22 protein-coding genes are annotated in these 22,701 nt (G+C 59.8%); 4 read left to right on the top strand and 18 right to left on the bottom strand.

Annotated features, from left to right (window positions below):
- Nucleotides 1-4 precede the first annotated feature (4 nt).
- The 6 genes from IPP95_12080 to IPP95_12055 all read right to left on the bottom strand — a co-directional run bounded on the left by IPP95_12080 (nt 5) and on the right by IPP95_12055 (nt 3,620).
- Nucleotides 5-472, bottom strand: a complete 468-nt coding sequence (locus tag IPP95_12080) for a hemerythrin domain-containing protein (protein QQS71914.1) — start codon at nt 470-472, stop codon at nt 5-7.
- Nucleotides 459-1,193, bottom strand: coding sequence for an iron-sulfur cluster repair di-iron protein (ric, locus tag IPP95_12075; protein ID QQS71913.1), 735 nt, complete (start codon nt 1,191-1,193; stop codon nt 459-461). Before ric ends, IPP95_12080 begins: the two co-directional genes overlap by 14 nt.
- Nucleotides 1,190-1,669, bottom strand: a complete 480-nt coding sequence (locus IPP95_12070) for a hypothetical protein (protein QQS71912.1) — start codon at nt 1,667-1,669, stop codon at nt 1,190-1,192. The genes ric and IPP95_12070 overlap by 4 nt, the downstream gene beginning before the upstream one ends.
- Nucleotides 1,669-2,100: a group III truncated hemoglobin gene (locus tag IPP95_12065; protein QQS71911.1), complete on the bottom strand. Its 432-nt coding sequence runs from the start codon at nt 2,098-2,100 to the stop codon at nt 1,669-1,671. The genes IPP95_12070 and IPP95_12065 overlap by 1 nt, the downstream gene beginning before the upstream one ends.
- A gap of 90 nt (nt 2,101-2,190) precedes the next feature.
- Nucleotides 2,191-3,042, bottom strand: coding sequence for a formate dehydrogenase accessory sulfurtransferase FdhD (fdhD, locus tag IPP95_12060; protein ID QQS74260.1), 852 nt, complete (start codon nt 3,040-3,042; stop codon nt 2,191-2,193).
- Nucleotides 3,043-3,047: 5 nt separating this feature from the next.
- Nucleotides 3,048-3,620, bottom strand: a complete 573-nt coding sequence (locus IPP95_12055; protein ID QQS71910.1) for a DNA-3-methyladenine glycosylase I — start codon at nt 3,618-3,620, stop codon at nt 3,048-3,050.
- Nucleotides 3,621-3,719: 99 nt separating this feature from the next.
- Here IPP95_12055 and moaA point away from each other — a divergent pair, with 99 nt between their 5' ends.
- Nucleotides 3,720-4,706, top strand: coding sequence for a GTP 3',8-cyclase MoaA (gene moaA / locus IPP95_12050; GenBank protein QQS74259.1), 987 nt, complete (start codon nt 3,720-3,722; stop codon nt 4,704-4,706).
- 101 nt (nt 4,707-4,807) lie between these two features.
- On the opposite strand, the gene IPP95_12045 is transcribed toward moaA, so the two are convergent.
- Complete coding sequence (locus IPP95_12045; protein QQS71909.1) at nt 4,808-5,818, bottom strand: nucleoid-associated protein; 1,011 nt, start codon at nt 5,816-5,818, stop codon at nt 4,808-4,810.
- Nucleotides 5,819-5,924: 106 nt separating this feature from the next.
- Between IPP95_12045 and IPP95_12040 the strand changes: the two genes are divergently transcribed.
- On the top strand, nt 5,925-7,169 hold the full coding sequence (locus tag IPP95_12040; protein ID QQS71908.1) for a PKD domain-containing protein: 1,245 nt from the start codon (nt 5,925-5,927) through the stop codon (nt 7,167-7,169).
- Between the two features lie 235 nt (nt 7,170-7,404).
- On the opposite strand, the gene IPP95_12035 is transcribed toward IPP95_12040, so the two are convergent.
- From IPP95_12035 to IPP95_11995, 9 genes are all read right to left on the bottom strand, one after another.
- Nucleotides 7,405-8,322, bottom strand: coding sequence for a bifunctional molybdenum cofactor biosynthesis protein MoaC/MoaB (locus tag IPP95_12035; protein QQS71907.1), 918 nt, complete (start codon nt 8,320-8,322; stop codon nt 7,405-7,407).
- Nucleotides 8,323-8,428: 106 nt separating this feature from the next.
- On the bottom strand, nt 8,429-8,899 hold the full coding sequence (locus IPP95_12030) for a molybdenum cofactor biosynthesis protein MoaE (GenBank protein ID QQS71906.1): 471 nt from the start codon (nt 8,897-8,899) through the stop codon (nt 8,429-8,431).
- Nucleotides 8,896-9,120, bottom strand: coding sequence for a MoaD/ThiS family protein (locus tag IPP95_12025; protein QQS71905.1), 225 nt, complete (start codon nt 9,118-9,120; stop codon nt 8,896-8,898). The genes IPP95_12030 and IPP95_12025 overlap by 4 nt, the downstream gene beginning before the upstream one ends.
- A gap of 3 nt (nt 9,121-9,123) precedes the next feature.
- Complete coding sequence (locus tag IPP95_12020) at nt 9,124-9,693, bottom strand: molybdenum cofactor guanylyltransferase (protein ID QQS71904.1); 570 nt, start codon at nt 9,691-9,693, stop codon at nt 9,124-9,126.
- A complete protein-coding gene (locus IPP95_12015; protein QQS71903.1) occupies nt 9,693-10,865 on the bottom strand; it encodes a molybdopterin molybdotransferase MoeA in 1,173 nt (390 codons plus the stop codon). The genes IPP95_12020 and IPP95_12015 overlap by 1 nt, the downstream gene beginning before the upstream one ends.
- A complete protein-coding gene (locus IPP95_12010; protein ID QQS71902.1) occupies nt 10,862-11,590 on the bottom strand; it encodes a sulfite exporter TauE/SafE family protein in 729 nt (242 codons plus the stop codon). The genes IPP95_12015 and IPP95_12010 overlap by 4 nt, the downstream gene beginning before the upstream one ends.
- 3 nt (nt 11,591-11,593) lie before the next feature.
- On the bottom strand, nt 11,594-12,256 hold the full coding sequence (locus IPP95_12005; GenBank protein ID QQS71901.1) for a ThiF family adenylyltransferase: 663 nt from the start codon (nt 12,254-12,256) through the stop codon (nt 11,594-11,596).
- An 86-nt stretch (nt 12,257-12,342) separates the two neighbouring features.
- On the bottom strand, nt 12,343-15,144 hold the full coding sequence (locus tag IPP95_12000) for a VCBS repeat-containing protein (protein QQS71900.1): 2,802 nt from the start codon (nt 15,142-15,144) through the stop codon (nt 12,343-12,345).
- 44 nt (nt 15,145-15,188) lie between these two features.
- Nucleotides 15,189-16,355: a bifunctional 3-deoxy-7-phosphoheptulonate synthase/chorismate mutase type II gene (locus tag IPP95_11995; protein ID QQS71899.1), complete on the bottom strand. Its 1,167-nt coding sequence runs from the start codon at nt 16,353-16,355 to the stop codon at nt 15,189-15,191.
- A gap of 83 nt (nt 16,356-16,438) precedes the next feature.
- Between IPP95_11995 and IPP95_11990 the strand changes: the two genes are divergently transcribed.
- Entirely contained in the window at nt 16,439-16,627 is a 189-nt protein-coding gene (locus IPP95_11990) for a hypothetical protein (GenBank protein QQS71898.1), read from the top strand.
- A 2-nt stretch (nt 16,628-16,629) separates the two neighbouring features.
- Here the strand turns inward: IPP95_11990 and IPP95_11985 are convergent, their stop codons facing one another.
- Entirely contained in the window at nt 16,630-17,649 is a 1,020-nt protein-coding gene (locus tag IPP95_11985) for a zinc-binding dehydrogenase (protein ID QQS71897.1), read from the bottom strand.
- Between the two features lie 97 nt (nt 17,650-17,746).
- Nucleotides 17,747-18,328, bottom strand: coding sequence for a hypothetical protein (locus IPP95_11980; protein ID QQS71896.1), 582 nt, complete (start codon nt 18,326-18,328; stop codon nt 17,747-17,749).
- A 357-nt stretch (nt 18,329-18,685) separates the two neighbouring features.
- Between IPP95_11980 and IPP95_11975 the strand changes: the two genes are divergently transcribed.
- Complete coding sequence (locus IPP95_11975) at nt 18,686-22,627, top strand: PKD domain-containing protein (protein QQS71895.1); 3,942 nt, start codon at nt 18,686-18,688, stop codon at nt 22,625-22,627.
- Nucleotides 22,628-22,701 lie beyond the last annotated feature (74 nt).

Here is a 22,701-nt window from a genome sequence, read left to right as displayed (position 1 = left end):
GCGGTCACTCCCAGAATACGTCCTCCGGCTTGCCTCCCTTGGCCTCCTGCTGGGGCAGGTCCGCATGCGCCCGCTCAATTTCCGCGAGCTGCTCCGGCGTAGCCGCCTTCTGGATCAGGTTGAACAGATGCCGTTCCTCAAAACGGATGTGCGCCTCCAGTTCCTCCTCGACCAAAGCCACGGCCACCACCGCATCACTGTTGCCATTGATCAACCGCTGTAGGCGCCGGTGCTCCGCCATGGCCTTGCGCACGCCGGGATGATCCATGCCGAGGACGGGGAACAGCACGCTTTCCTCGATGTTGAAATGAGGTTTGAGCTGTTCCCGGAGAAAACGTCTGCAATAACGGCGTATGCGGGCGGGCGCCACGCCTTTCGCGGTGCCCGCCCTGATCTTCCAGCTCAGCAGGAGCCCGTCGTGGTGCTCACGGCTGATCCCCTGTAGTTCAGGAAGTCGCTTAATTGGCGACATGCGCCAAGCTCCTCTCCAACGCTATCGCACGGGGGAACATGATGTTGTTCTCCAAGTGAATGTGCAGGTGCAGGTCCTCCTCGAACTCTTTCAGCATGCTGAAGGCCGTGGCATATGTGGCACATCCGTCCGCTGGCGGGGTGAAGCTGTCACTGACGGCACCCATGCGTTCGAAGCGCTCGCCCTCGGCGACGTGATCCTCCATCATCATGTTAACCGGGTTCTCCACCGTTCCGAAGTGCGGTGTCTTGAACGGCTCATTGCTACGCTCGCTCTTGGCCAGGTTGCGCACGAAGGGGAAGAGCACCAGCTCCTCCTTTTTCATGTGTGAGGCCATGGCCCCCACACAAGCGTTGAACTCATCATTGATCGTGAACAGCTCCGGATGGCGCTCGCCATGCACCCTGCAGAGCTTGGCCAAGTACTGTTGAATGATCGGTCCGCGCTCCTCCACGTACCGGTGGTGTACCGTCTCCACATGGTCCGCGAGCTGGTCCAAGGGCCAGGTGCGGGCATCGTCACCGCTCTTGGCATCACGGGCCAGAAGTGTGGTGATATCCTCGGCCAGTTTGTTCTGGTCGATGTTCTTGTTCTCGCAAACTTCCTGCACGGAGCGGCCGCCCTTGCAGCAGAAGTCAATGCCGTACTTGGTGAGCACGGCCGCCGCACGATAATCCTCGGCGACGATGGACCCCACGGTCCGTTCGGGTGTGATCTTCATGATCGTGTGTTTTGGTCGTTGATCGCCGGGTCCCCGGCGCGGGTTGATAGGCGTGAGAATTGTGCGACGCCCAGCGCGGCCAGCGCAGTGACCTTCACGGCCTCCACTGCGGTATTCACCGTCCGAAGACCGGTGCCTGCACCGCTCTGTCCATGGAACACCAGCAAGGCGTCGGCGTCCATGGCCGGTTGAAGCCAAAGGGTCTGGACGGCGAGCAAAAGCAACGGGACCGCGACCAGGGCGAGCATGAGCATAGAGGACTTGCCCAAGAGCAGATCGGCCACAATGGCCAAGGCCAGCACCCACTCCACCCGCAGCAACGCGGGTAGCAGCTTCATGTCGATGCCCGCACCCACGGGAAGGGAAACCCCGAAAGCGCGGTACTTGAGCCAGGAGGCCATGAAGGCGATCCCCACAACGAGCCCAAGCCACGTGAACACCGCGACCAGAGCGACCGGATGCTTCACCACCGTCATCAGCGGACGGGTGTGGTACCAGCACGCGCGTGCTCGGCCATTCTGAATTGGAACATCTGCGCCATCATCACCGAGCGTTGTTTGGCCTCCTCGGTCGTGGGACCTTCAAAAAGATCGCTCAACGTACCGTGGAAAAGCTGCAACCAACGGTCAAAGTGGCGCTTATCGATCGGAAGCTTCGCGTGTGGCAGAAAAGGGCTTCCGTTGTAGGTGTGCTGCCCCAAGAGGATGGTCTGCCAGAAGTTGTAGAGCTTGGCCAAGTGCTCCGGCCAACGGTCCTGGATGGTATCGTTGAAGATGGGGCCTACCAGCTCATCCAAGCGGGCGCGGCCATAAAACGTGTCCACCAAGAGGCGAACGTCCTCGATCGTCCGGATGTCACCCTTTTCGCGCGGCTGCCCAGAGGCCTTTTCCGGGGGGGTGTTGTCCATGTCCGATCCGTCCTTCAAAATGAGGGTGCAAGTTATCCGGCCCGGAAACGGTGCATCCTGACGATCATCAGGATTCCTTACCAATAAGCGCTACCCGCCTGAGTAGACGTTGAAGCGCTCCCCGGACAGGAAGCCGACCAGCGTTAGCCCTCCTTTTTTCGCCAGCTGTACGGCCAATGAAGAAGGTGCGCCCACGGCGGCCATCATCGGAATTCCGGCCATGAGGCATTTCTGAACGAGCTCGAAGCCGGCGCGGCCGCTTACGAGGAGTTGGTAGTTGTCAGTTGTCAGTTGTCCGGGGCCGATCCCCGGCTGGGAGCGCGTAGACAGCAACAAGGCTCCGATCACCTTGTCCACGGCATTGTGGCGGCCCACGTCCTCCCGCAGGATCAGCAGCTTACCCTCGCGATCGAAAAGTGCGGCCGCGTGGATGCCTCCGGTATGCTTGAAGACGGTCTGCGCTTCGCGCATGCGGCCGGGCAGTGCGGTGATCACCTTCGGATCGATCGGTCCGAACGGGGCAATGGGCCGTGCGCATTGCGTATGCACGGCGCCGATGCTGGTCTTCCCGCATACACCGCAACTGCTGCTGGTGTAGAAGTTGCGCTGCCACTTCGCAGGCTCTATCTCAACGGCCGGATGAAGTTCCACACGCACTACGTTGCCCCTTTCCTCTTCCTTCACGTTCTCGCACGGTACCACGCGCAGCACTTGGGACATGTCCGTGACAAGGCCTTCGGTGAAAAGAAATCCCATCGCCAGCTCCTCATCGTTCCCCGGCGTACGCATGGTTACGCTCAGCTGTATCTCCTTGCGGTCCTCCTCCGGGCCATGGCCAAGGCGGATCTCCAAGGGTTCTTCGCTGACAAGGATATCATCGGTCACTGTAGCCGAACCATGTTCGACGCGTGTGATCTGTATAGGAGACACTGGTGTGCGCATCTTCTTCACCCCTTCTTTCTCCAGCACGTCACCATATGGTCGTCCACCATGCCGCAGGCCTGCATGAACGCATACACGATGGTGGTGCCCGTGAATTTGAAACCATGCTTCTTCAGGTCGTTGCTCATGGCATCGCTTTCGGGCGTGGACACAGGCACATCGCTCATCTGCTTCACCCTGTTCACCTTGGTCTTGCCGTGTACATGCTTCCACAAGAAGCGATCGAAAGAGCCGGGGCCGTCCTCCATGATCTTCAAATACGCCTGTGCATTACTGATGGAGGCCATGATCTTGGAGCGGTTGCGGATGATGCCTGCGTCGTTCATCAAGCGCTCAACGTCCTTCTCGCCATAGCGCGCGACTTTTTTGGCGTCCCAATTGTTGTACGCCTTCGCATAGCTCTCCGTACGGATCAGAATGGTATACCAGCTCAGGCCCGCCTGCGCTCCATCCAAGATCAGCTTCGCGAAGAGCTTGCGGTCGTCATGCTCGGGTACGCCCCAGACCTCATCATGATAACGCTTGTATATGTCGTCCTTCAGGCACCACGGACAGCGCACCTTTTCATCGGGCTTCATGGAGGCGAAGTTCGGGGATCCCCCGGCATCCATAACAGGGGCCGGAAGAATGTCCGGGCGGTCCCGACCACACCACGGTACCTTTGCATGGTCATGACTTTGCTTACCGACCGCTATTCCCGCACCCATCGCAACCTGCGCATCAGCATCGTGGACAAGTGCGACCTGCGCTGCACCTACTGCATGCCCGAGGATCAGCAGTTCCTGAAACGCGATGAGCTGATGACGCGGGAAGAGATCCGCACACTGGCAAAGCTCTTCGTGGAGCAATACGGCATCACTAAGATCCGACTGACAGGCGGTGAACCATTGATGCGGCCGGACGTGGTGGATCTCGTCCGTGACATGGCGCAACTGCCGGTGAAGCTGGGATTGACCACCAATGCGACGCGCCTGCACCTCTTCCTGGACCAGCTGATCTCCGCCGGATTGAAGAGCGTCAACATCAGCTTGGATACTTTTGATGCGGAGCGCTTCCGCACCCTCTCCCGCCGCGATGGCCACGACCGCGTGCTGGCGAACATCGAACAGGCGATCGATCGCGGCCTGCACGTGAAGCTGAACATGGTTGTGATGCGCGGCGTGAACGATGATGAGCTGCTGCGCTTCACGGAGCTTACCCGTGACCGGCCGGTGCATGTGCGTTTCATCGAGTTCATGCCCTTCGCCGGCAATCTGTGGGGCCGTGAGCGCGTGTACACGTACAGCGAAATGCTCGGCCGCATCGGCAGCGCGCACACGATCGAAAAGCTCGACGACGACCCGCACAGCACCGCCAAGGCCTACCGCGTGAAAGGCTGGCAAGGCACCTTCGCGGTGATCAGCACAGTGACCGAGCCCTTCTGCGGAAACTGCGATCGCCTGCGCCTGACGGCGGAAGGCAAGCTGCGCAACTGCCTCTTCGCCCGCGAGGAGACCGACCTGCTTTCAGCGTTGCGCAGCGGTGAGGATGTTTCCTCCTTGATCGAAGCGAACGTGCTGGCGAAGCACAAGATGCTGGGAGGATTACCTCAGTTCAATTTGGACAAGCAGGAAGAAGTGCTGCACGATCTGAGCAGCAGACCTATGGTGAGCATCGGGGGGTGAACTAGTTCCCTCAGCGATCTCCCGAAGGGGATCCTGAGGACACGTGAACTACAACGCTACAAAAGGGCATCAACGTCAACTGCGTGAGACGTTGATGGAACTCACGACTCCTGCTCGTAGAAGATCTTGTAGAACTTCCTTCCGATCTCATCTACGCCATGCTCGATCTTGTTGCGGTCGCCGTGGATGTAGATGTGGAAATTCTTGTCCAGCTTCAGGACGCTCTTGAACACGCGCGCCTGCTTCTTCACAGCGTGAGAGGAGATCTCGAAGTTGTCCTGCACCTGCACGTCGTTCTCCTTCTGGTAGCGGTCGCTGTATTCTTTGTAGGACTGGATGGCCTTCTCTTCCTGGAATACTTCCTGCGTGAATTCGTCCTGGTCGAATTCCGTATGGTTCTTGAAGTAATCCACGGAGCGGTTCAGCAGGTCGATCTGGTCGGCCTTCTCCACCACGAAGTCCTGCGGTAGTTGTTCGGTGATGAAGGTCTTGGTGATGTGCATCCGATCGCTGGTGCTGTTCACGTGGTCCTTCTTCGCCCGTGATCCGATGAAATCCTTCTGCCAATATTCGGTGTTCGCCTGGTTGTCGATGATGAAGAGCGTGGGGGAGTTCCCGGAGAAGACCACCAAGCAGGCCTTGTTCGGCTTGTTGTTGCCCAGCCCTCGCTTCATGCGCAGTACGATGGTTTCGTCCTTCAGTCTGCTTTCCAGAAAAACTTCTTTCTCATCGAATTTGAAGATGCCCACTGCCTCATGTTCCGCGCCGCCGACCTCCACCGCGCTGAACTTCGCCACGATCAGATCACCGCCCGGCATCTTGTCTTCCTGGGCCACGGCGATGAGCTGTTTGGCGATGGCCACGGAGTTCTCCACGATGCTTTCACCGTCATAGATCTTCGTGCACAGCTGACGCAAAGTGCTCTTCTCCGAGGCGAACTCGCAGGTGAAGGCCATGTTCGTGAAGGGCCGCAGGAAGAGCTTCCGCAGGAACTGCTGCTCCAATTCGCCCTTGATCACCGCGCTGAAGTCGCTGAACACGCTGGGCTCGCCCTCAGCACCGATGCGATGCAGCACGAACTCCTCCACGAATGCTTCTTTGCCGTTGACCATGTCTTTCTACCGCTATGGGCACGAAGAACGCAAAGAAATGCCTTTTCGCGGTGCCACTTCGCAAGACCGTGCGGACGTTGATCCCATGACCCTCTACCTTCACGCCATGAAGCATCTCTTCGCATTTCTGATCCTCCTCGGAACGATCGGTTCCGCCAGTGCGCAGACCACGCGCGTGCTCTTTATCGGCAACAGCTACACCGCAGTGAACAACCTGCCGGAGTTGACCCGGCAACTGGCGCTCTCCTTGGGGGACACGTTGGTCGTCAACAGCTCCACACCGGGCGGCTACACGTTCAACGGGCATACCACCAATACGGCCACGCAGAACCTGATCGACCAAGGCGGATGGAATTACGTGGTGTTGCAGGAGCAAAGCCAACTTCCCTCCTTTCCGCCGGCGCAAGTAGCCGCAGAATCCTTGCCCTACGCGACCGCATTAGTGGACAGCATCCGTGCCCATTCCCCGTGCGCGGAACCCGTGTTCTACATGACCTGGGGCCGCGAGAACGGCGATGCGGACAACTGCGCATCCTGGCCGCCGGTCTGCACATACGAGGGCATGCAAGAGCAACTACGGATCAACTACTTGCAAATGGCGCAGGACAATAGCACCGCATGTGCGCCCGCCGGTATGGCGTGGAAGCGCGTGCGCGAAGAGTTCCCGGCGATCGGCCTGTATGCAGCAGATGGCAGTCACCCAAGCGTTGCCGGCTCCTACTTGGTGGCCTGCACCATGTACAGTACTTTTTTCCGCAGAACAACCATGGGCGCAACCTTCACTTCCACATTGGATGCAACGACCGCAGCCACCCTGCAACAGGTTGCATCGTCCGTGGTGCTGGACAGTTTGAGCACATGGAACATCGGCGTCAACGATCCGGTCGCTTTGCCGGAACACACGGACCTCGGCGGCGGTCAAGTGGCCTTCAGCGAGAATTCCACGAACACCACCAACAACTTCTGGGACCTGGGCGACGGCAGCACGAATATGGAAAGCAGCTTCACGCATACCTACACTGCCGTTGGCAACTACACGGTGACTTACATCGCCACGGACGATTGCGGACGCGCCGACACCAGCATCTTCCAAGTGGACGTCACCACAACGGGCATCACGGAACTTCAGACTTCGGCCTTCCGAGTGACCAGCGATGTGAATGGCCTATCCATTCACAACGGCGGTGAAGCCGGGACTTTGGAGTTGTTCGATACGCAGGGCCGTGTGCTGCGATCGGTACGAGTAGATGCTCGTAGTGATCAACGGATCTCGTGGCCTGGCGGGCAATTCGTGCTATGGCGCTTTGTTGGTGCGACGGTTCCTAAGAGCGGAGTTGTAGTGGTGCCATAGCTTTGAGATTCGTCATGTCTACCGATAACCGCATCCGTTTCGAGACCAAAGAAGAAAGCAACCCCCGCAGGGAACACGAATTCTTGGCGCTGACGCCGAGTGAACGCTTCCAATGGTTCCTACGCAGCTTCGATGAACGGTTTGATCCGAACGCTAAGGAGCGACCTACCAAAAACTTTGTGATCCGGAAGAAAGTCAAGGGTTGATGCCCCCTTAGCCTTCTGGCGGCGTAACCCTACATACCGTGCCGATACGCCATCTCCTGCACTTTGACCACATGCAGTACGAACGGGAAAAGCGCGTCCATCGTCTCTTGCGCACCTCTTGTTGATCCCGGCAGGGTGATCACCAACGTACGACCGATCATCCCGGCGATGCCGCGGCTCATCATGGCGAGGGGCACGCGCTCTTGGCCGTAGCTGCGTGCGGCCTCCATGACACCAGGCACTTCGCGGTCGAGAATAGGTGCGATGGCTTCCGGCGTGCGATCACGTGGTGAGAGGCCCGTGCCGCCGGTGGTGAGGATAAGGTCGATGCCCTGCTCCGCCCATGCCTTCACCTGTGCGGCGATCTGCTCCGGCTCATCCGGTACCAGCGCATTTGCAGCGAACTCCACACCGAGCGTCTTCAACCGTTCACCGATCGTCTTTCCGGCCTTGTCCTCCTTCTTGCCCGCTGAAACGCTGTCACTGATGACGAGCACGGCAGCGCTTGGCATCTTGTCGAACTGATCTTTCCAATCGCTTTTGCCACCCTTCTTCCCCACCAAGCGGATGCGGTCGATGGTGATGCCCTTGTCGATCGGCTTAAGCATGTCGTAGATGGTGAGCGCTGCCACGCTGGCGCCGTGCATGGCCTCCACTTCCACACCGGTGCGGTAGATGGTCCGCACTTTCACAGTGACCACGATGGCCATTTCCTGGACGCTGCTGGTCACCTCGGCGTGTTCCACTGGCAAAGGATGGCAGTCCGGGATCATGTCCGCGGTGCGTTTGATGCCGAAGAGACCGGCGATGCGTGCGGCTTCGATCACGTCACCCTTGGGGACGGTCCCGGCTTTCACCGCTGCGATCGTTTCCGGCTTGCTAACGCTAACGGTGGCCTCGGCGATGGCTTCGCGGAGGGAGGTAGGCTTGTGTGTGATGTCGATCATAGGCAACGGAGTTTGGTCGGGTGATTGGTGGATAGTGATTGGTGATTGGGCGCGGATCGGTTCTGATCACCTATCACCAACTACCGGTCACCACTGCGGGATATCATCATGTATTTATCTTCCATACATGCTCCCCATCCTCCAAAACCTCCTTCCCGAAGATCGGTAGGCGCTTCTTCACTTCATCCGTGACATAGGCCACGGCCTCGCGCGCTACCTGGCGATGCGCCGATGAGGCAAAGACGAAGAAGCATAGCTCACCGGCCTTGATGATGCCTTGGCTGTGGTGTACGTGCAAGCAAGTGATGGGCCAGCGTGCGAAGGCTTCTTCGCGGATGGGGATCATCTGTTCGTTGGCCATGTCGCGGTAAGCGGTGTATGCGATGGCGGTTGTACGGGCGGAAGATCTTCCGCCCGAACCGTCCGCCATGTCCGCCCGTACCTGGCCCAGGAAGATCTCGTGCGCGCCGATGTCATGGCGCGTGGCGTGCTTCGCGATGCTCTCCGCGATGAAGGTCGGATCGATCGGACCATCAGTGAAGATGTCCCGTTTCTTGGGCGCTTTGGTTTCGCTCATCCTCCTGCAAATGGGGGCAGCAGCGCGATCTCCTCGCTGCCGCTCAGTTCAATATTTTCATGCGTGATCTTCCGGTCCACGGCCAGCGCATAGCTCAGCGATGAAAGTCCTTCGATGCGTTCTTCCAAGGCTTGCCTTAACGCGCCCGTATCCGGTGCCGAGATGGTTAGCCGATCAGTCCCGGCCTTCTCCGCGATCAATCCAAAAAGCATGATGTCCATGGCTCAAAGGTCGGCAGGACTGTTGAGGTTGCAAAAGAGGTCCTCCGGCCAGCCGTCATCACCGGGCTTGATGTCTAAGTAAGCCACGTTGACATCAGCCAAGGCTCCGTGCATGGAAAGCTGGCTGCGTGTGATGTGGTCCATGAAGGCACCGGCACACCGCCGATGATACGCGGCGACCAAGGGCTCCAATTCGTCGTCGTGGCGCGGCACCAAGGCATCGGCGTCATCCGGCAGTTCGCGGGTGAGACGTTCCAGCAACCTCGCGTTCACACCGGGCGCGTCCACTGCCAGCACCAGCAAGCGGTCGTGCCGTGCGTTGCCCATGGCCGTCACGATGCCGCCCAAGGGTCCCAGGCCGGGGATATCATCCGGCATGACGTCCGGCCAGATGTGGCCATACTTGCGCGGTTCCCCGATCACGAAGAGCTCGCGCACATGCGGCTTCAATTTCTCCACGGCGTGAAGCAGCAACGGTTTCCCGTTCACTTCCAGCAGCGCTTTGTCCTGCCCCATGCGCGTGCTCTTGCCACCAGCGAGCACCACCCCGGTCCATGCGTATTTGCTTCCCATCACCGGATGTGGTGTACTTCGATCGTGTCCCCTGCTTTAAACTCCCGCACATCGGCCGGGATGAACGCCAATGCATTTGCTTCGGTGAGCGATCGCAGCATGTGCGAGCCTTCGTCGGCCAATAATTTCACTCTCCCTTCCGTCACGAGCGCCGCGCGGAATTCCGCCCGGTCTCCTTTGACCTTCAACGCTTGTTCGATCGGAAGATGCTCAATACATGGACCGGGATCCGCTGCTCCTTGCATGGCCCGCAGGAAGGGCAGCACGTATTCACCGAACAGCACCATCACCGCGCGGGGATTGCCGGGCAGGCCGAAGACCGGCGTGCCGTCGAGCTTCGCAAAGAGCATCGGTTTGCCCGGCTTCTGCTTCACGCCGTGAAGGATGAACTCCGCTCCGAGCGCTTCCAAGGCGGGCCGGATCAGGTCATGATCACCGACGGACACCCCACCGGTGGAGATGACGAGATCATGTGCCTTGGCTGCTTGCTTCCATGCAGCGATCAACGCTTCGCGGTCATCATTGACCTGCACGAGGCTTGCCTCGATCCCCGCGTTGCGCAAGGCCGCCTGCAACATCATGCCATTGGTCCCGAAGATCTTCCCCGGCGAAGGGACCGCGCCCTCGGCGAATTCATCACCGCTGATCAGCAAGGCCACGCGCGGCCGCTTCGCCACAAGCACCTCCTGCACACCGACCGAAGCCAACAGCCCGATCGCGGGCGCATCCAGCGGCGTTCCTTTCAGCAAGGCCACATCACCCGTGCGCAACTGCTCGCCCTTGCAGCGCACGTTGCCGCCGCGTTTCAACTTCACGTCCGTGTGGGTCATCGCCTCACCGGAACGTTGCGCGAGTTCCTGCATCACCACGGTGTCCGCACCTTCAGGCATCATGGCCCCGGTGAAGATGCGTACGCATTCACCCGCTTGAAGTCCGCGTGAAAAAGCATCCCCGGCGGGCACTTCGCCGACCACGGTCCATGCCTTCACCTCTTCGGAAAACCTGAACGCATAGCCGTCCATCGCGCTGCAATCGAACAGCGGATGATCGAATGGCGCGACCACGTCGTTCACCGCAAAACGGCCCAATGCATTGAGCAACGGCACGGCTTCCGTGGGCATCACCAGCACGTTGGCCATCAAACGCCGCTTCGCCTCCTTCACGTCGATCATGCCATCATCAGTTTCACGCTGGCGAATAGGAGGACGATGCCCAGGGCCTGCTTCAAGCGCAGTTCGTTCAACCGCTTCGCGCCGATCCAACTGCCGAGCAGACCGCCCAGAACTGCCGCGATGATCCACGGCACCATCTCCGTGCCCAACGTTTCACCGTTGCCGAAAGCGCCCACGATACCGGCCGCGCTGTTCACGAAGATGAAGAGCGCCGAGGTGGCCGCCGTGGTCTTCATGTCCGCCCAATTGAAGAGCAGTAGCACCGGGCTCAACAGGATGCCGCCACCGATGCCGATCATGCCGGAGACGAAGCCCAGCGCCGAGCCGATCAGCAAGCCCCAGACCAACGGGATGGGCCGTAGGCCATCCTTGCCTTTTCCGAAAAAGCCGAAGAGCTTGGCGACCGCAAAGAGCAGGCAGACCGCAAGGATACGCTTGTAGATCACGGGGTCCAGCACGACGTGCGCGCCGAGCCACGCCGCCGGGATCGACAGTACCGCGAAGGGCCAGAAGGTGCTCCATTTGAAATGGCCTGAACGCGCGTAAAGCGTGAAGGAGATGGCGCTGACGAAGAGGTTCAATACCAGCGCGGTGGGGCGCATCACCACCACGGACATGCCCGCCAATGCCATCAACGCGAGGTAGCCACTGGCACCGCCGTGGCCCACCATGGCGTAGGCGAAGGCGACGAAGGCGATCAGGAGGATCAACAAGGTGCTGTCCATCTTTCAGTGGTCCGGGGGATCGATCGCGGTCCAACGTTTACCGTCGAAGAGGTCGATGCGGCCGTTCTTCACGGGTTCGCCTTGTCGCACGGCGCGCAGCAGTTGTGCCATGCGCCGGCCTGTTTCCTCGATGGTCTCCATCGGCACGTTCCGCATGTCGCAACCGTCCTGCTCCCCGCCGGGTCTGCCATGGAAGAGCTCATCACGCGTGATCTTTTCGTCCTCCCCTTCCGCGTGCAAAAGGATCACCTGACTTTCCTTTCCGTGGACGGACCCGCTCACCAACGCCACGCCGTACTCAGCACAGGTGCGGTCGATCAACCGCTTCACATGTGCATCGTCCGTACAGTCCGCCACCACGTCGTGCACGGCAATGAGCGCTTCGGCGTTGTTCGCATCAAGGAATTCATCCCGGGACGCCATGTGCACCGGAACGGGCATGTTGCGGACCCAGGCCGCCAGTACATCACTCTTCGGCCTGCCGATGTCCACGGGTGCAAAGAGCTCTTGCCGTACCAAGTTCTTCTCCTCCACCCGATCACCGTCCATGATGGTGATACCGTCCCATTTCCAGCGCAGGACGCGCGGCAGCAATGCATTCCCGAGGGCCCCTGCGCCCACTATGAGCAGCCTCAGCGGTTGCTGTTCGTCCACCTGGTCGGTCATGCCGCAAAGTAACCACCTGATCGCCTTGGTCGGACAGCAAAAAGCTCCGGGGGTTCCAGGGCTTCTTGTGGAGGATGCATCCGGAATCAACGCTTCACGAAAGCCGTGTTGCTGATGCCATCTTCCCCGCGTAATTGCAAGGTGTAGGCACCGGGGGCCAAGGAGGAAACATCGATCGTTACACCAGCGGGAGTGATCGCGGCGCGGAGGCAGACACGGCCGGCCACGTCCAGGAACTCCGCGGTGGCAGCACCTTCGGGCAGTTTACCGGAGATGGTGACCTTGTCGGTGGCCGGGTTCGGGAAGACACGCAGGCCCTCGGCCTGACCATCGGGCGCCACGCCCGTGGGACCGACCAGCACTTCCACCGGCGTCCGTGGTCCTTCGCACCAAGAAGCCGGCGAGGCAACTTCCCAATTGTAGAAGTAGTAGTAGTAATTGGCCGAACCGGCGTTGCAGCCCGTGATCGCGCCTAAGCCGCCCAGGTCGTACGGGTATACCGGGTTGCTACCAACCCCATCGCGCCAAAGCTGCGGGTCGCCGGAAACGATCCGCAAGGCGTACGCGCCGCCGCCCGGAGCCAACAGGTCCAATTGCACCCGGCTCTCACCGTCCGGGATGAAGAAGTTCCCCGAGGCCACTATGTTGCCTGTTCCCTGGTCCACGACGGCGATCGGGCGCTCACCGGCACCGTTCGCGTAGACCTTGGCACTTTTGATCACCATGTCCTCGTAGGTGCTGAAATAGTTGTAGTACGTGGCGTTGTTCTGGTAGGTCCCGATGTCGGACTTGTCCGTCTTTCCTCCATACTGCGGCACACCGCCGTTCTGGCCCAGGTCCGAGCACCAGAAGAGGGTGTTCGTGTCCACGAACGGCGTGGTCCACGGGCTGCCATAGCCCACGGGAGTACCGTCCACCTCCGCATCATACCAAATAATGCTGTCGCCCGTGGCGGTGAGCACCGCGGTGCCGGCCACGGGGATCGACACATCCTCGCTCATCGGTGCGGCGGGCGCATTGAGCAGGGTCACCTCCACGGGTTCCGAGGTGAACGCGGCGCAGGCTCCTTCGATCGTCACCGTGTAATTACCGGCCGCACTGACCGTGATGCTCTGCTGGTCACTTCCATTGCTCCACAGATAACCGGATGCCGGACTGGCGGTGAGCACCACCTGATCCAAGGGGCAGATCGTGGTGGGACCTGCGGCGGATACGGTGGGCGTCTCATCCGGGCTCTCCAGCACGTTCACGTTCGCTTGGGTGGTGCAGGTGCCGGTGCCGGTCATGATCCAATAGGCACCCGCTTGGTCCACGCTGAGGGTCGGTCCTGTGGCACCTGTGTTCCACGTGAAGTCGGTTCCCGGCGAGGCGGTCAGCAGAACAGGGCCGCTGCTGGGGCAGATGATGGCGGAAGGCGAGGCCGAAATGGCCACGTTCGGCGAGACGCAGGTGCCTTCCACCACGGTGATGGTCTGGTCGGCGTTCAGATCGTTGAAGGTCTCCACCAGACCGCTGGGCCAGCGCACGGTCACCGTCGGCACAATGGTCTCCGCTCCCAGACCGAAGGGCAGGATGAAGGAGTTCACCAGGCCATAGCTCTCGCCGGAGCGCACCTCACGGATCTGCGTGCCCCACGGGCCGGTGATAGTGACGCGCGCGCCGATAGCATCCCGGTTACTGGTGGTGCCTTGCAGCCGCACGCGGAAGAAGTGATTGCCGTTGGGCGTGTTCAGCCAGAGACGGTCCGGGTTGCCGGCACTGCCATCCACATAGCCGCTGCCATAGTTGGCATATACATCCTCAAAGCCATCCCGGTTGAGGTCGCCGAAGGCAAAGCCGTGCATGGCCTTGGAAGAGGGGAACAGACCTTCAACCAGGGTGAAGGTCCCATCGCCATTGCCCTTGTAATAAAATTCACTTCCGCCGGCGATCAGGATGTCCAGAAAGCCGTCGTTGTCCATGTCCCGGAACATGCCCTGTAGCGGGAAACTTGCTACGCCCAATCCACTTCCGGCGGTGACGTTCGTGTAGTGTCCCGTCCCGTCATTCTCGAACAGTTGCGTACCCGTGCTGTGTTCGTTGCTGAACATGTCCAGATCGCCGTCATTGTCGTAGTCCCCGAAATCGGATGTCCAGGTCTGCTCGTGGTCCTGAACGCCATATTCAGCAGCTTGGTCCGTGTAATGGTTGGTGCCGTCGTTGACGAACAAGCGGTTCCAACGGCGTGGGTCATCCGAACTGTTCACCCCTTGGCGGCAGTGTGCGATGTACAGGTCGAGGTCGCCATCGTTGTCGAAATCGACAAAGCAGCTCCCATAGTTCCCGCTCATGTCGCTGGAAGGAGAGGTGCTCCAATCGATGTAGCTGTTGCTGTTCACCGGGACACCGCTGGCATTGGTGAACCAGATGTTGGGCGGCCCATTGTCATGGCAGGCGAAAATGTCCGTCCGGCCGTCATTGTTCATGTCGCCCATGCTCATGCACTGGGTGAAGATGGACGGACCGTCCAAATTGCTGAAGCTGGAGACCCCACGTGCGGTGATGCTGAGGAAATTCTGTTGGCCGGTGGCCCCGCCGCAGATGTCCTTATGCCCGTCGTTGTCCAGATCGCCGATGGCCCAGCCCCATTGGGAACTATTGTCCAAAGAGCCGTAGTCCACGGTGGTAAAGCTACCGTCGGTCTCTTGATAGAGCACGTAGACATGTGTACCGAAATCCAACTGCACCACATCGTCCAGGCCGTCGCCGTCCATGTCCGTGACGGCCATGCAACCACCGCTGTTGGCCGTGTGGCCCAGCATCGCGGTGCCATCGGTGAAGGCGGGTTGGGCGGTGGCTTGGGAGACTATTAACAAGGCCGTGAGGACGAAGGCGTAGTTCTTGATCATGGGGTCGGGGTTGGAACGATGTTGTGTTGGCTCAAGCATGAAAGCTATGCCGATCCGTGACCAATGTCAGGAGAGGCGATGCCATTCTCGCTCGATCCTTGGTATCCTGCGGCAAGTTGTTCGCGTTCCCAAACGGCGGTCTGCTTGCGGATGCTCTCGTCATGTACGGCGTCCATCAGCGCTTGGATGAAGTGCTGTGAATGCCCTAGTTCCGTGCCCATTGCCTGCGCGGCCCGCATGATGTACCGCCAACGTTCGGGCTGGAGTATGGCGATGTTGTGCGCCTGTTTGAACAGGCCGATGCGCTCGGAGATCTCCATGCGCGCCGCGACCTTCTGTAGGATCTCCTCATCGAGCCGATCGATCAGGTCGCGGTGCTCCTGCAGTTCATCCCGAAGGTCCGGGCCGGCGGTGGAACGGCGATAGGTCGATCCGTTCAGTAGGGTGGCAAGGTCCTGTGGTCTTACCTGCTGGTCCGCGTCACTCTTCGCCGCCTCGGGATCGATATGCGTCTCGATCATCAACCCGCTGAAGTTGAGGTCCAAGGCCTGTTGGGCCACGCCGGCCAACAGTTCCCGGTTTCCGGCGATGTGGCTGGGGTCGCACAGCAGTTCCAGATCCGGGAAGGCCGCCTTGAGCCGCACCGGGATCTCCCACATCGGGCTGTTCCGGTAGGGCGTGCGCTCGAACCAATGGAAGCCGCGGTGTATGGCGGCCACGCGCGTCAGCCCGGCGGCGAACAAGCGCTCCAAGGCACCGATCCACAATTGCAGGTCGGGGTTCACGGGGTTCTTCACGAAGATCGGGATGTCCGTGCCGCTGAGCGCATCGGCAATGGCCTGCACACTGAACGGGTTCGGGGTGGTGCGGGCACCGATCCACAGCATGTCCACCCCGCCCTTCAGCGCGGCTTCCACATGTTGCGGTGTGGCCACCTCCACCATTGTCAACAGACCGGTGCGCTCCCTGGCTTCGGCCAGCCAAGGCAGGGCGGCCTCGCCCGCGCCCTCAAAGCCACCGGGCCGGGTGCGGGGCTTCCACACGCCCGCGCGGAACACCTTCACCTGTGGAGCATGTTCCACGATCCCTTCAGCGGTGGCCAGCACCTGCTCACGGCTTTCAGCACTGCAAGGGCCTGCAATGATCAAGGGTCGATCAATGCCGATGCCCCAATCGGCGAAGGGAACGGGCTGGATATTCAGTAGCGGCATGAGATGCAAAGGTATTGGGTCAAGGCCCGACCTTTTCGGCACGCCTTTTCGTGCGTACCTTGTACAAAGCAATTCACTGTACCATGGACACCAAGCCCACACCCGACCCGAAGCCACGCCCGCTCGGCAACGAAAGCACCGACCCGTTCTCGCCCACCTTACCGCCCGGCAGCCTGCACGAGCGGCTGCGCCAAGAGGAGGAAGAGGAGAATGTGGGCGGAGACCCCACGCCGGTGGAGGACGACCCCGACGCCAAGGAAGAGAAGGAATAGCATCAGGCCCACTTCACCGCCACCTTCCCAATGCTCTTCCCCGAGCCCAGCAGCTCCACCGCCTGCGGAAGTTGATCCGCGCTGAAAAGTGGATGGACCTTGGGTTTCAGCCAGCCTTCGCGCATCGCGTCCAGCGCACCTTGCATGCAGGTGGCCACCAACAAAGGCTTGTGCTCGCTGAGGCGAAGCATGTTCACGCCGATCAGGCTCTTGCTGCGCATCATCAGGAAGATCGGGATCACCAGGCCCATGTTCCACACGAAGCGCAACGTGCCGAACGCACCGCCCGCGCCGCGCTCGGCACCACCGAAGAGCAACAAGCGACCACCGCTGCCGATCAACTTCAAGTCCTTTTTGAAGGTGGTCCCGCCCACCGCGTTGAAGCTCGCGTTCAAGCGTTCCTTGCCTAATAGTTTCCCGACTTGCACCGCATGGTCACCCGCTTTGCGGTCGATGACGTGCTGTGCGCCCAACTGCTTCAAGTAGGCCATCTTCTCCTCCCCGTTCGCCACGGCGAAAACCTCACATCCTTGATGCACGGCCATCTGCGTGAGCAACTGCCCCACGCCCCCGGCGGCGCTATGCACAAGAATGCGTTGGCCCGCCTGCACCGGTGAGGCCACCATGGCCATGTACCAAGCCGTGGCCCCTTGGGTGGCCATGGCCAAGGCTTCGCCAAGCCCCATGTCCTCCGGGATCACAGCCACGGCGCGATGATCCGTACAAGCAAGCTCCGCATAACCTCCGAAGCGCGTCATCGCCAACACGCGCTTGCCCAACAGCTCCGGAGGAACACCTTCGCCGCATTGTTCCACACGGCCCACCGTCTCATAACCGATCACGCAAGGCGGCGGCGGCGCATCGCGATAGAGGCCCTTCACGGCCATCACATCAGCATAGTTCAGGCCGAAGCCCTCGCTGCGGATGAGCACCTCGCCCGGCTTCGGCACGGGGTCGGGAAGCTCCCGTAGTACAAGGACTTTCGCGGGATCGCCGTGCGCGGTGAGCTGCCATGCTTTCATGGCCGAAAGCTACGGGGTCCGATGATTAGCTGATGAGCTGATGTGACGATTAGCTGATGGTCGCATTGAGCAACCTATCAGCTAATCCTCTCCTCCCTCACGGCCCCGCCACTTTCCCTTCCTCCACTGCAACTTCATAGTCCACCACCAACTGGCGCACACTGTCCATGTCCGCACCTTCTCCGATGCGGCCCAATAACTCCGCGTATGCCGGCCATGATTCCTTGAACTTCGCGGACGATGACTTCGTGTCCTCCGCCTTGAAGCTGGCGGGGACGATCCCGCTTTGCAGTTCCCGGCTGAGGTAGGAACCGTAACCGTACTTAAACCCGGCCGCCCCTGTGGAATCGCGTTGGATGCGCAAGTGAGCGAAGCCGTTCTCCCAATAGAAGATCGCGCCCTGTGCCATCAACCGCACAGGGAGGTGGCCCTCCGGCTCTATCCTATACAGAAAACCATTGTTCAGAAAACCCCAGACTTTGCGGGTGGCCACGTGCTTCTTCGATCCTTCTTTCACATAGCTCACCACGAAGCGGCCCATGTTCGGCACCACGCTGACCGGGCCGTCCACCGAATCGCCCTGCTTGGCGACGTACTCGCCATAGTTACGGTAGATGACGTTCTGCGCCATCGCTCCGGAGCTGAGGCCGAGGGTAAGAAGGAAGATCAGGCTGCGCATGGTGGCGGGACTTGACGAAAGATAGTGGCATATGGTCCCGGACAGGAGCCGCACCGGCCCCGGCTTGCCAACGGGGGATCGTGCGTTGCGCACAACTGATGGCCGCGGGCTCCTGGTCAACGTAACCTCAGGACCTGTTCCGCAGCGCGGGATCACGCAGATGGTGCTTCGTCAATTTCATGTCGGCAAGATCAACATAGCCCAGCCTGGGCCACGGAAACACCGAGGGTCAAGAGGTGAATTTCGTCGGGCGTTCCCCAGCGCTCTTTCCACACCCATAGGAACCCAATACGGAGGTAGATCTGTTCCGCTGCGATCTTCAGGACCTCCCATCTTACAAGCAGATCCTGTTGACCAATGAAGAGATCACAACTGTTCCTCGTCTTCATCTGCCTATTCCTCGTGTCCCGCGCACAATTGGAGGCGCTTCGTTACAATGCGGATGGGCCATCGCTACCGGAATGGGTGAGGCTCATGTACGCACCTGACCCGGACCCCGGAGCGGTGGAGGAGGCGTACGTTGCCTACTACGCCTCGCACCCGTTCGTGAAGAACGGCCATACCCAATACTATAAGCGCTGGAAGCGTGAATTGGGCCATGATCAAATTCCCCTCGATCCGCAACAACGGGCGGACTATGCGACCACATTGAACGTCTACCTCCGTGCATCGGAGGAACTTGTCGGCTCACGTGCGGCAAATTGGGGTTGCATCGGCCCTTTCGATTGGGACCATGGCGCTGTAGCGAAGAGCTATGCGTGCGGTGCGGCCCATGTATACACCGTGAAGCAGAGTGCGAGCAGCCCGGATGTGATCTATGCCGGCACGGCGAACAGTGGGCTTTGGAAGAGCGTGGACAAAGGTTTGAACTGGACGAACCTTACGAAAAGCATGATGGTCGGTGAAGTTTATGCGCTGGAGATCGACCGGACGGACGCCAACATCGTGTACTTCGGGGCAGGAGGTGATCTTTGGAAGACCCTTGATGGCGGTTCCACATGGAATACCATCGGGGATGCCACCTTTCAAGGCTTGGCCCATGCTTTCAAGGAGATCCAGGTCCACCCGACGAACGCGCAAGTGCTGTATGTGTTGAGCGATCTAGGATTGTGGCGCAGCTCGAACGCCGGATCAACGTTCACCCAGGTGCAGGCCGGCGCCTGGCAGGAATTGGAATTTAAACCGAGCGATCCGAATACGGTGTACGCCATTAAGCAGATCGGCAACCGTACCGAATTCTGGCGCAGCACGAACAATGGTTCAACATTTGCGCAGGTCGGGACCGGTTGGCCGTTACCCGTTTCGCCCGACGAGCAAAAGCGGACGGAGATCGCCGTGAGCGCTGCCGCCCCCAACATGGTCTATGCACTGTGTACCGGCGATGCCAATGGTGGAAGCGGCTTGTACGGTGTCTACAAAAGCGTTGACCAAGGTGCGAATTGGACCTTTCAGTGTTGCGGTGCGCAACCGGCGGGTGTCCCCTCTCCCACCAATTTCAACTTGATGGGTTGGGACGATGGCGGACAGGATGATGGCGGACAGTACTACTACGATCTGGCCTTCGATGTTGATCCCTCCAACGCGGACAAGGTGAACGTGTGCGGTGTGCAACGTTGGGTGAGCACCGATGGTGGTGCAAGCTTCACCTGCCCCGCGAAATGGAGCCATAGCAACAAAGTGGACTACCTGCATGCGGACATCCACGACTTCCGCTACTACGGGGCCAACGAGGTATGGGCTGCGAACGACGGTGGCGTGTTCTACAGCAGCGACGGCGGCGCAACCTTCGAACGGCGCATGTTCGGGATCAGTGGAACGGACTTCTGGGGATTCGGTGCAGGCGGATGGACCGGTAGCAACGTGATGCTCGGCGGCACGTACCACAACGGCACCTTGCTCAAGGACAACAATACGTACATCAACGGCTGGGTCAGCACTGACGGTGGTGATGGATATCGAGGCTTCGTTCACCCCCAATATGACCGACGCGCATTGAGCGACTACGGCTACAAAGTGTTGAGCGGAGACCGCAATGTGAACAACACCAACGGCACGTGGAGCAAACAACCGAACGCGAGCTATATCGTGGGCGAAAGCAGCGAAGTGGCATGGCATCCGAACTTGGTCGATGCGGCATACGTGGGGAACGGGACCGCGCTTTGGCTCACGAATGACAATGGGCTGAGCTTTTCACAAGTGCATGATTTCGGTGAGAAGGTCACGAACATCGAAGTCGCGTTCAGCGATGCGAATACGATCTACGCATGTACGTATGTGGACTGGTGGGGCGTGAAACGCGTGTATCGCAGCACGGATGCCGGCGGCAGCTGGACGGACATTACCCCGACAAGTGCAGCTCTGAACGGGAACACATGGGTGCCGTACGACATCGCTGTCAGCGCTGTGGACCCACAAACGATCTGGTTGGTGCGCACCTCGCAGTACGGGAATAGTCCGAACTTGAACGGATACGTGGTGTACAAGAGCACATCAGGAGGTAGTGCGTGGACCAACATCACGGATGCCGGGTTGAACGGTGAATGGCCAACGAACATCACGCATCAGTATGGTAGCAATGGCGTGGTCTACATCGGAACGCGTCGTGCCGTGTACACGCGCAACGATGCGGCTCCGGCATGGTCGCTGTGGAATGCTGGACTGCCTGCCAAGATCTTCAGCACACGCCTTTTGATCAACTACCGCGATGGCTTGATCCGCAATGGAACGGACCGGAGCGTATGGGAAAGTGCAATGGAAGCACCAGCTCCGCCGGTCGCCAATTTCGCCGTGGACAGGAGGACCGTCACGTGCCTCGGACCCACCGTGAAATTCTACGACAACAGCGCGCTCAGCGGCAACGGTGCCACTTGGGCATGGACTTTCGTGGGCGGAAACCCGGCTACCAGTACAGTGCGCGATCCGGTGGTGACATACGGCGCACCCGGCACCTATGGTGTATCGTTAACAGTTACCGATGTGAACGGAACGCATACCAGAACGGTCAGTGATCAGATCACGTACTTGAACAGTACGGCCGCAACACCGGTGACCGCCGATGCCGAAGATCTGCTGATCGCCCCTGCCGGATGGAGCTTGAAGAACCCGGATGATCTGGACACGTGGAGCAACCAAGCGCTCACCTCCGGGGCAGATGGTCTGCCCACACGAGCTTGGAGGATGGATTATTATTACTACAACGCACCGGGCCAGTTGGACCACCTGGTATCGCCATTGATCTCGTTGGCGGGCAGTGCAGGCACACGGTTGAAATTCCATCACGCCTACAAACCTTATGGCGCCAATTATACCGATGGTCTGCGTGTTGAGATCAGTACGGATTGCGGAGCGAATTGGGCGCAGCTGTACTACGCCGAGGCACTTGCACTGGGTACTACGACCACGGGTACCAGCCCTTGGTCCCCTACTGCAGCGGAACAATGGCAATTGCATGATATCGACCTGAGCGCATACGATGGCATGAATGTCGTGATCCGGTTCACCGGAGTGAACGACTATGGCGATCGCCTGTACTTGGACAATGTGTCCATAACGAACAGCGGCGTGCGGCTCGCCGTAAAGCTGATGCTGGAAGGACCCTATGTTACCGGGACCCTGTTGATGCGCGACGACCTGCGTGTTGCGGGTCTGTTACCGGCAGATGAACCGTACACCGGATCGGGCTTCAACAGACCGGATGGTGGCGGCGAGCGCATCCATGATGGCGTGCTCCGGAAAGAAGGCAACCCAGCCATCGTGGATTGGGTGATCGTCGAATTGAGGGAGGCAAGTGCGCCAGCGAACATCGTGGCTACCCGCGCGGCGTTGCTTCAGCGGAATGGGGATGTGGTCGCGGTGGATGGCGTGTCGCCGATCTCATTCCCCGTCGCGGCAGGCAGCTACCACATCGTAGTTCGGCACCGTAACCACCTTGGAACCATGACCGCTGCCCCCCTGATGCTGTCCACGGTCGTGAGCGCCGTGGACTTCACCAGTGCGGCGACCTATGGTACGGGCGGCACGAAGACCATCGGTAGCACGCATGTGCTTTGGGCCGGTGATGTCTCCAAGGATGTCGCAGCTCCTTCCGGATTGAAATACACCGGCAACAACAACGATCGCGACCCTATTCTGCAAGTCGTCGGGGGGGTCACCACCAATACGGTGAACGGCTACTTATCATCCGACGTGAACATGGACGGCACTGCGAAATATACCGGCACCGGGAACGACCGGGACCCCATTCTTCAGAACATTGGCGGTGTGATCACCACGAACGTGCGTGTGGAGCAGTTGCCGTGAGGGGTTAGTGAAGGGCGCTCCTGTGTGCGAGGTATCAGTGTTGCACTGGCAGAAAAAGTAAAACACGCGAGCGC

It is taken from the genome of Flavobacteriales bacterium (assembly GCA_016700415.1).
In the GTDB taxonomy this organism is placed as follows: Bacteria; Bacteroidota; Bacteroidia; order Flavobacteriales_F; family PHOS-HE28; genus PHOS-HE28.
This window is presented reverse-complemented; position numbering and strand designations above follow the sequence as displayed.

Excerpts from the sequence above, each read along its gene's own strand:
- IPP95_12045 (QQS71909.1), bottom strand. The coding sequence starts at position 5,818 with ATGGTCAACGGCAAAGAAGCATTCGTGGAGGAGTTCGTGCTGCATCGC.
- IPP95_12055 (QQS71910.1), bottom strand. The coding sequence starts at position 3,620 with ATGAAGCCCGATGAAAAGGTGCGCTGTCCGTGGTGCCTGAAGGACGAC.
- IPP95_12000 (QQS71900.1), bottom strand. The coding sequence starts at position 15,144 with ATGATCAAGAACTACGCCTTCGTCCTCACGGCCTTGTTAATAGTCTCC.
- IPP95_11980 (QQS71896.1), bottom strand. The coding sequence starts at position 18,328 with ATGCGCAGCCTGATCTTCCTTCTTACCCTCGGCCTCAGCTCCGGAGCG.
- IPP95_11975 (QQS71895.1), top strand. The coding sequence starts at position 18,686 with ATGAAGAGATCACAACTGTTCCTCGTCTTCATCTGCCTATTCCTCGTG.
- IPP95_12010 (QQS71902.1), bottom strand. The coding sequence starts at position 11,590 with ATGGACAGCACCTTGTTGATCCTCCTGATCGCCTTCGTCGCCTTCGCC.
- fdhD (QQS74260.1), bottom strand. The coding sequence starts at position 3,042 with ATGCGCACACCAGTGTCTCCTATACAGATCACACGCGTCGAACATGGT.
- IPP95_12065 (QQS71911.1), bottom strand. The coding sequence starts at position 2,100 with ATGGACAACACCCCCCCGGAAAAGGCCTCTGGGCAGCCGCGCGAAAAG.
- IPP95_12015 (QQS71903.1), bottom strand. The coding sequence starts at position 10,865 with ATGATCGACGTGAAGGAGGCGAAGCGGCGTTTGATGGCCAACGTGCTG.
- IPP95_12030 (QQS71906.1), bottom strand. The coding sequence starts at position 8,899 with ATGAGCGAAACCAAAGCGCCCAAGAAACGGGACATCTTCACTGATGGT.
- ric (QQS71913.1), bottom strand. The coding sequence starts at position 1,193 with ATGAAGATCACACCCGAACGGACCGTGGGGTCCATCGTCGCCGAGGAT.
- IPP95_12020 (QQS71904.1), bottom strand. The coding sequence starts at position 9,693 with ATGGGAAGCAAATACGCATGGACCGGGGTGGTGCTCGCTGGTGGCAAG.
- IPP95_12080 (QQS71914.1), bottom strand. The coding sequence starts at position 472 with ATGTCGCCAATTAAGCGACTTCCTGAACTACAGGGGATCAGCCGTGAG.
- IPP95_12005 (QQS71901.1), bottom strand. The coding sequence starts at position 12,256 with ATGACCGACCAGGTGGACGAACAGCAACCGCTGAGGCTGCTCATAGTG.
- IPP95_12035 (QQS71907.1), bottom strand. The coding sequence starts at position 8,322 with ATGATCGACATCACACACAAGCCTACCTCCCTCCGCGAAGCCATCGCC.
- IPP95_11985 (QQS71897.1), bottom strand. The coding sequence starts at position 17,649 with ATGAAAGCATGGCAGCTCACCGCGCACGGCGATCCCGCGAAAGTCCTT.
- IPP95_12070 (QQS71912.1), bottom strand. The coding sequence starts at position 1,669 with ATGACGGTGGTGAAGCATCCGGTCGCTCTGGTCGCGGTGTTCACGTGG.
- IPP95_11995 (QQS71899.1), bottom strand. The coding sequence starts at position 16,355 with ATGCCGCTACTGAATATCCAGCCCGTTCCCTTCGCCGATTGGGGCATC.
- IPP95_11990 (QQS71898.1), top strand. The coding sequence starts at position 16,439 with ATGGACACCAAGCCCACACCCGACCCGAAGCCACGCCCGCTCGGCAAC.
- IPP95_12025 (QQS71905.1), bottom strand. The coding sequence starts at position 9,120 with ATGGACATCATGCTTTTTGGATTGATCGCGGAGAAGGCCGGGACTGAT.
- IPP95_12040 (QQS71908.1), top strand. The coding sequence starts at position 5,925 with ATGAAGCATCTCTTCGCATTTCTGATCCTCCTCGGAACGATCGGTTCC.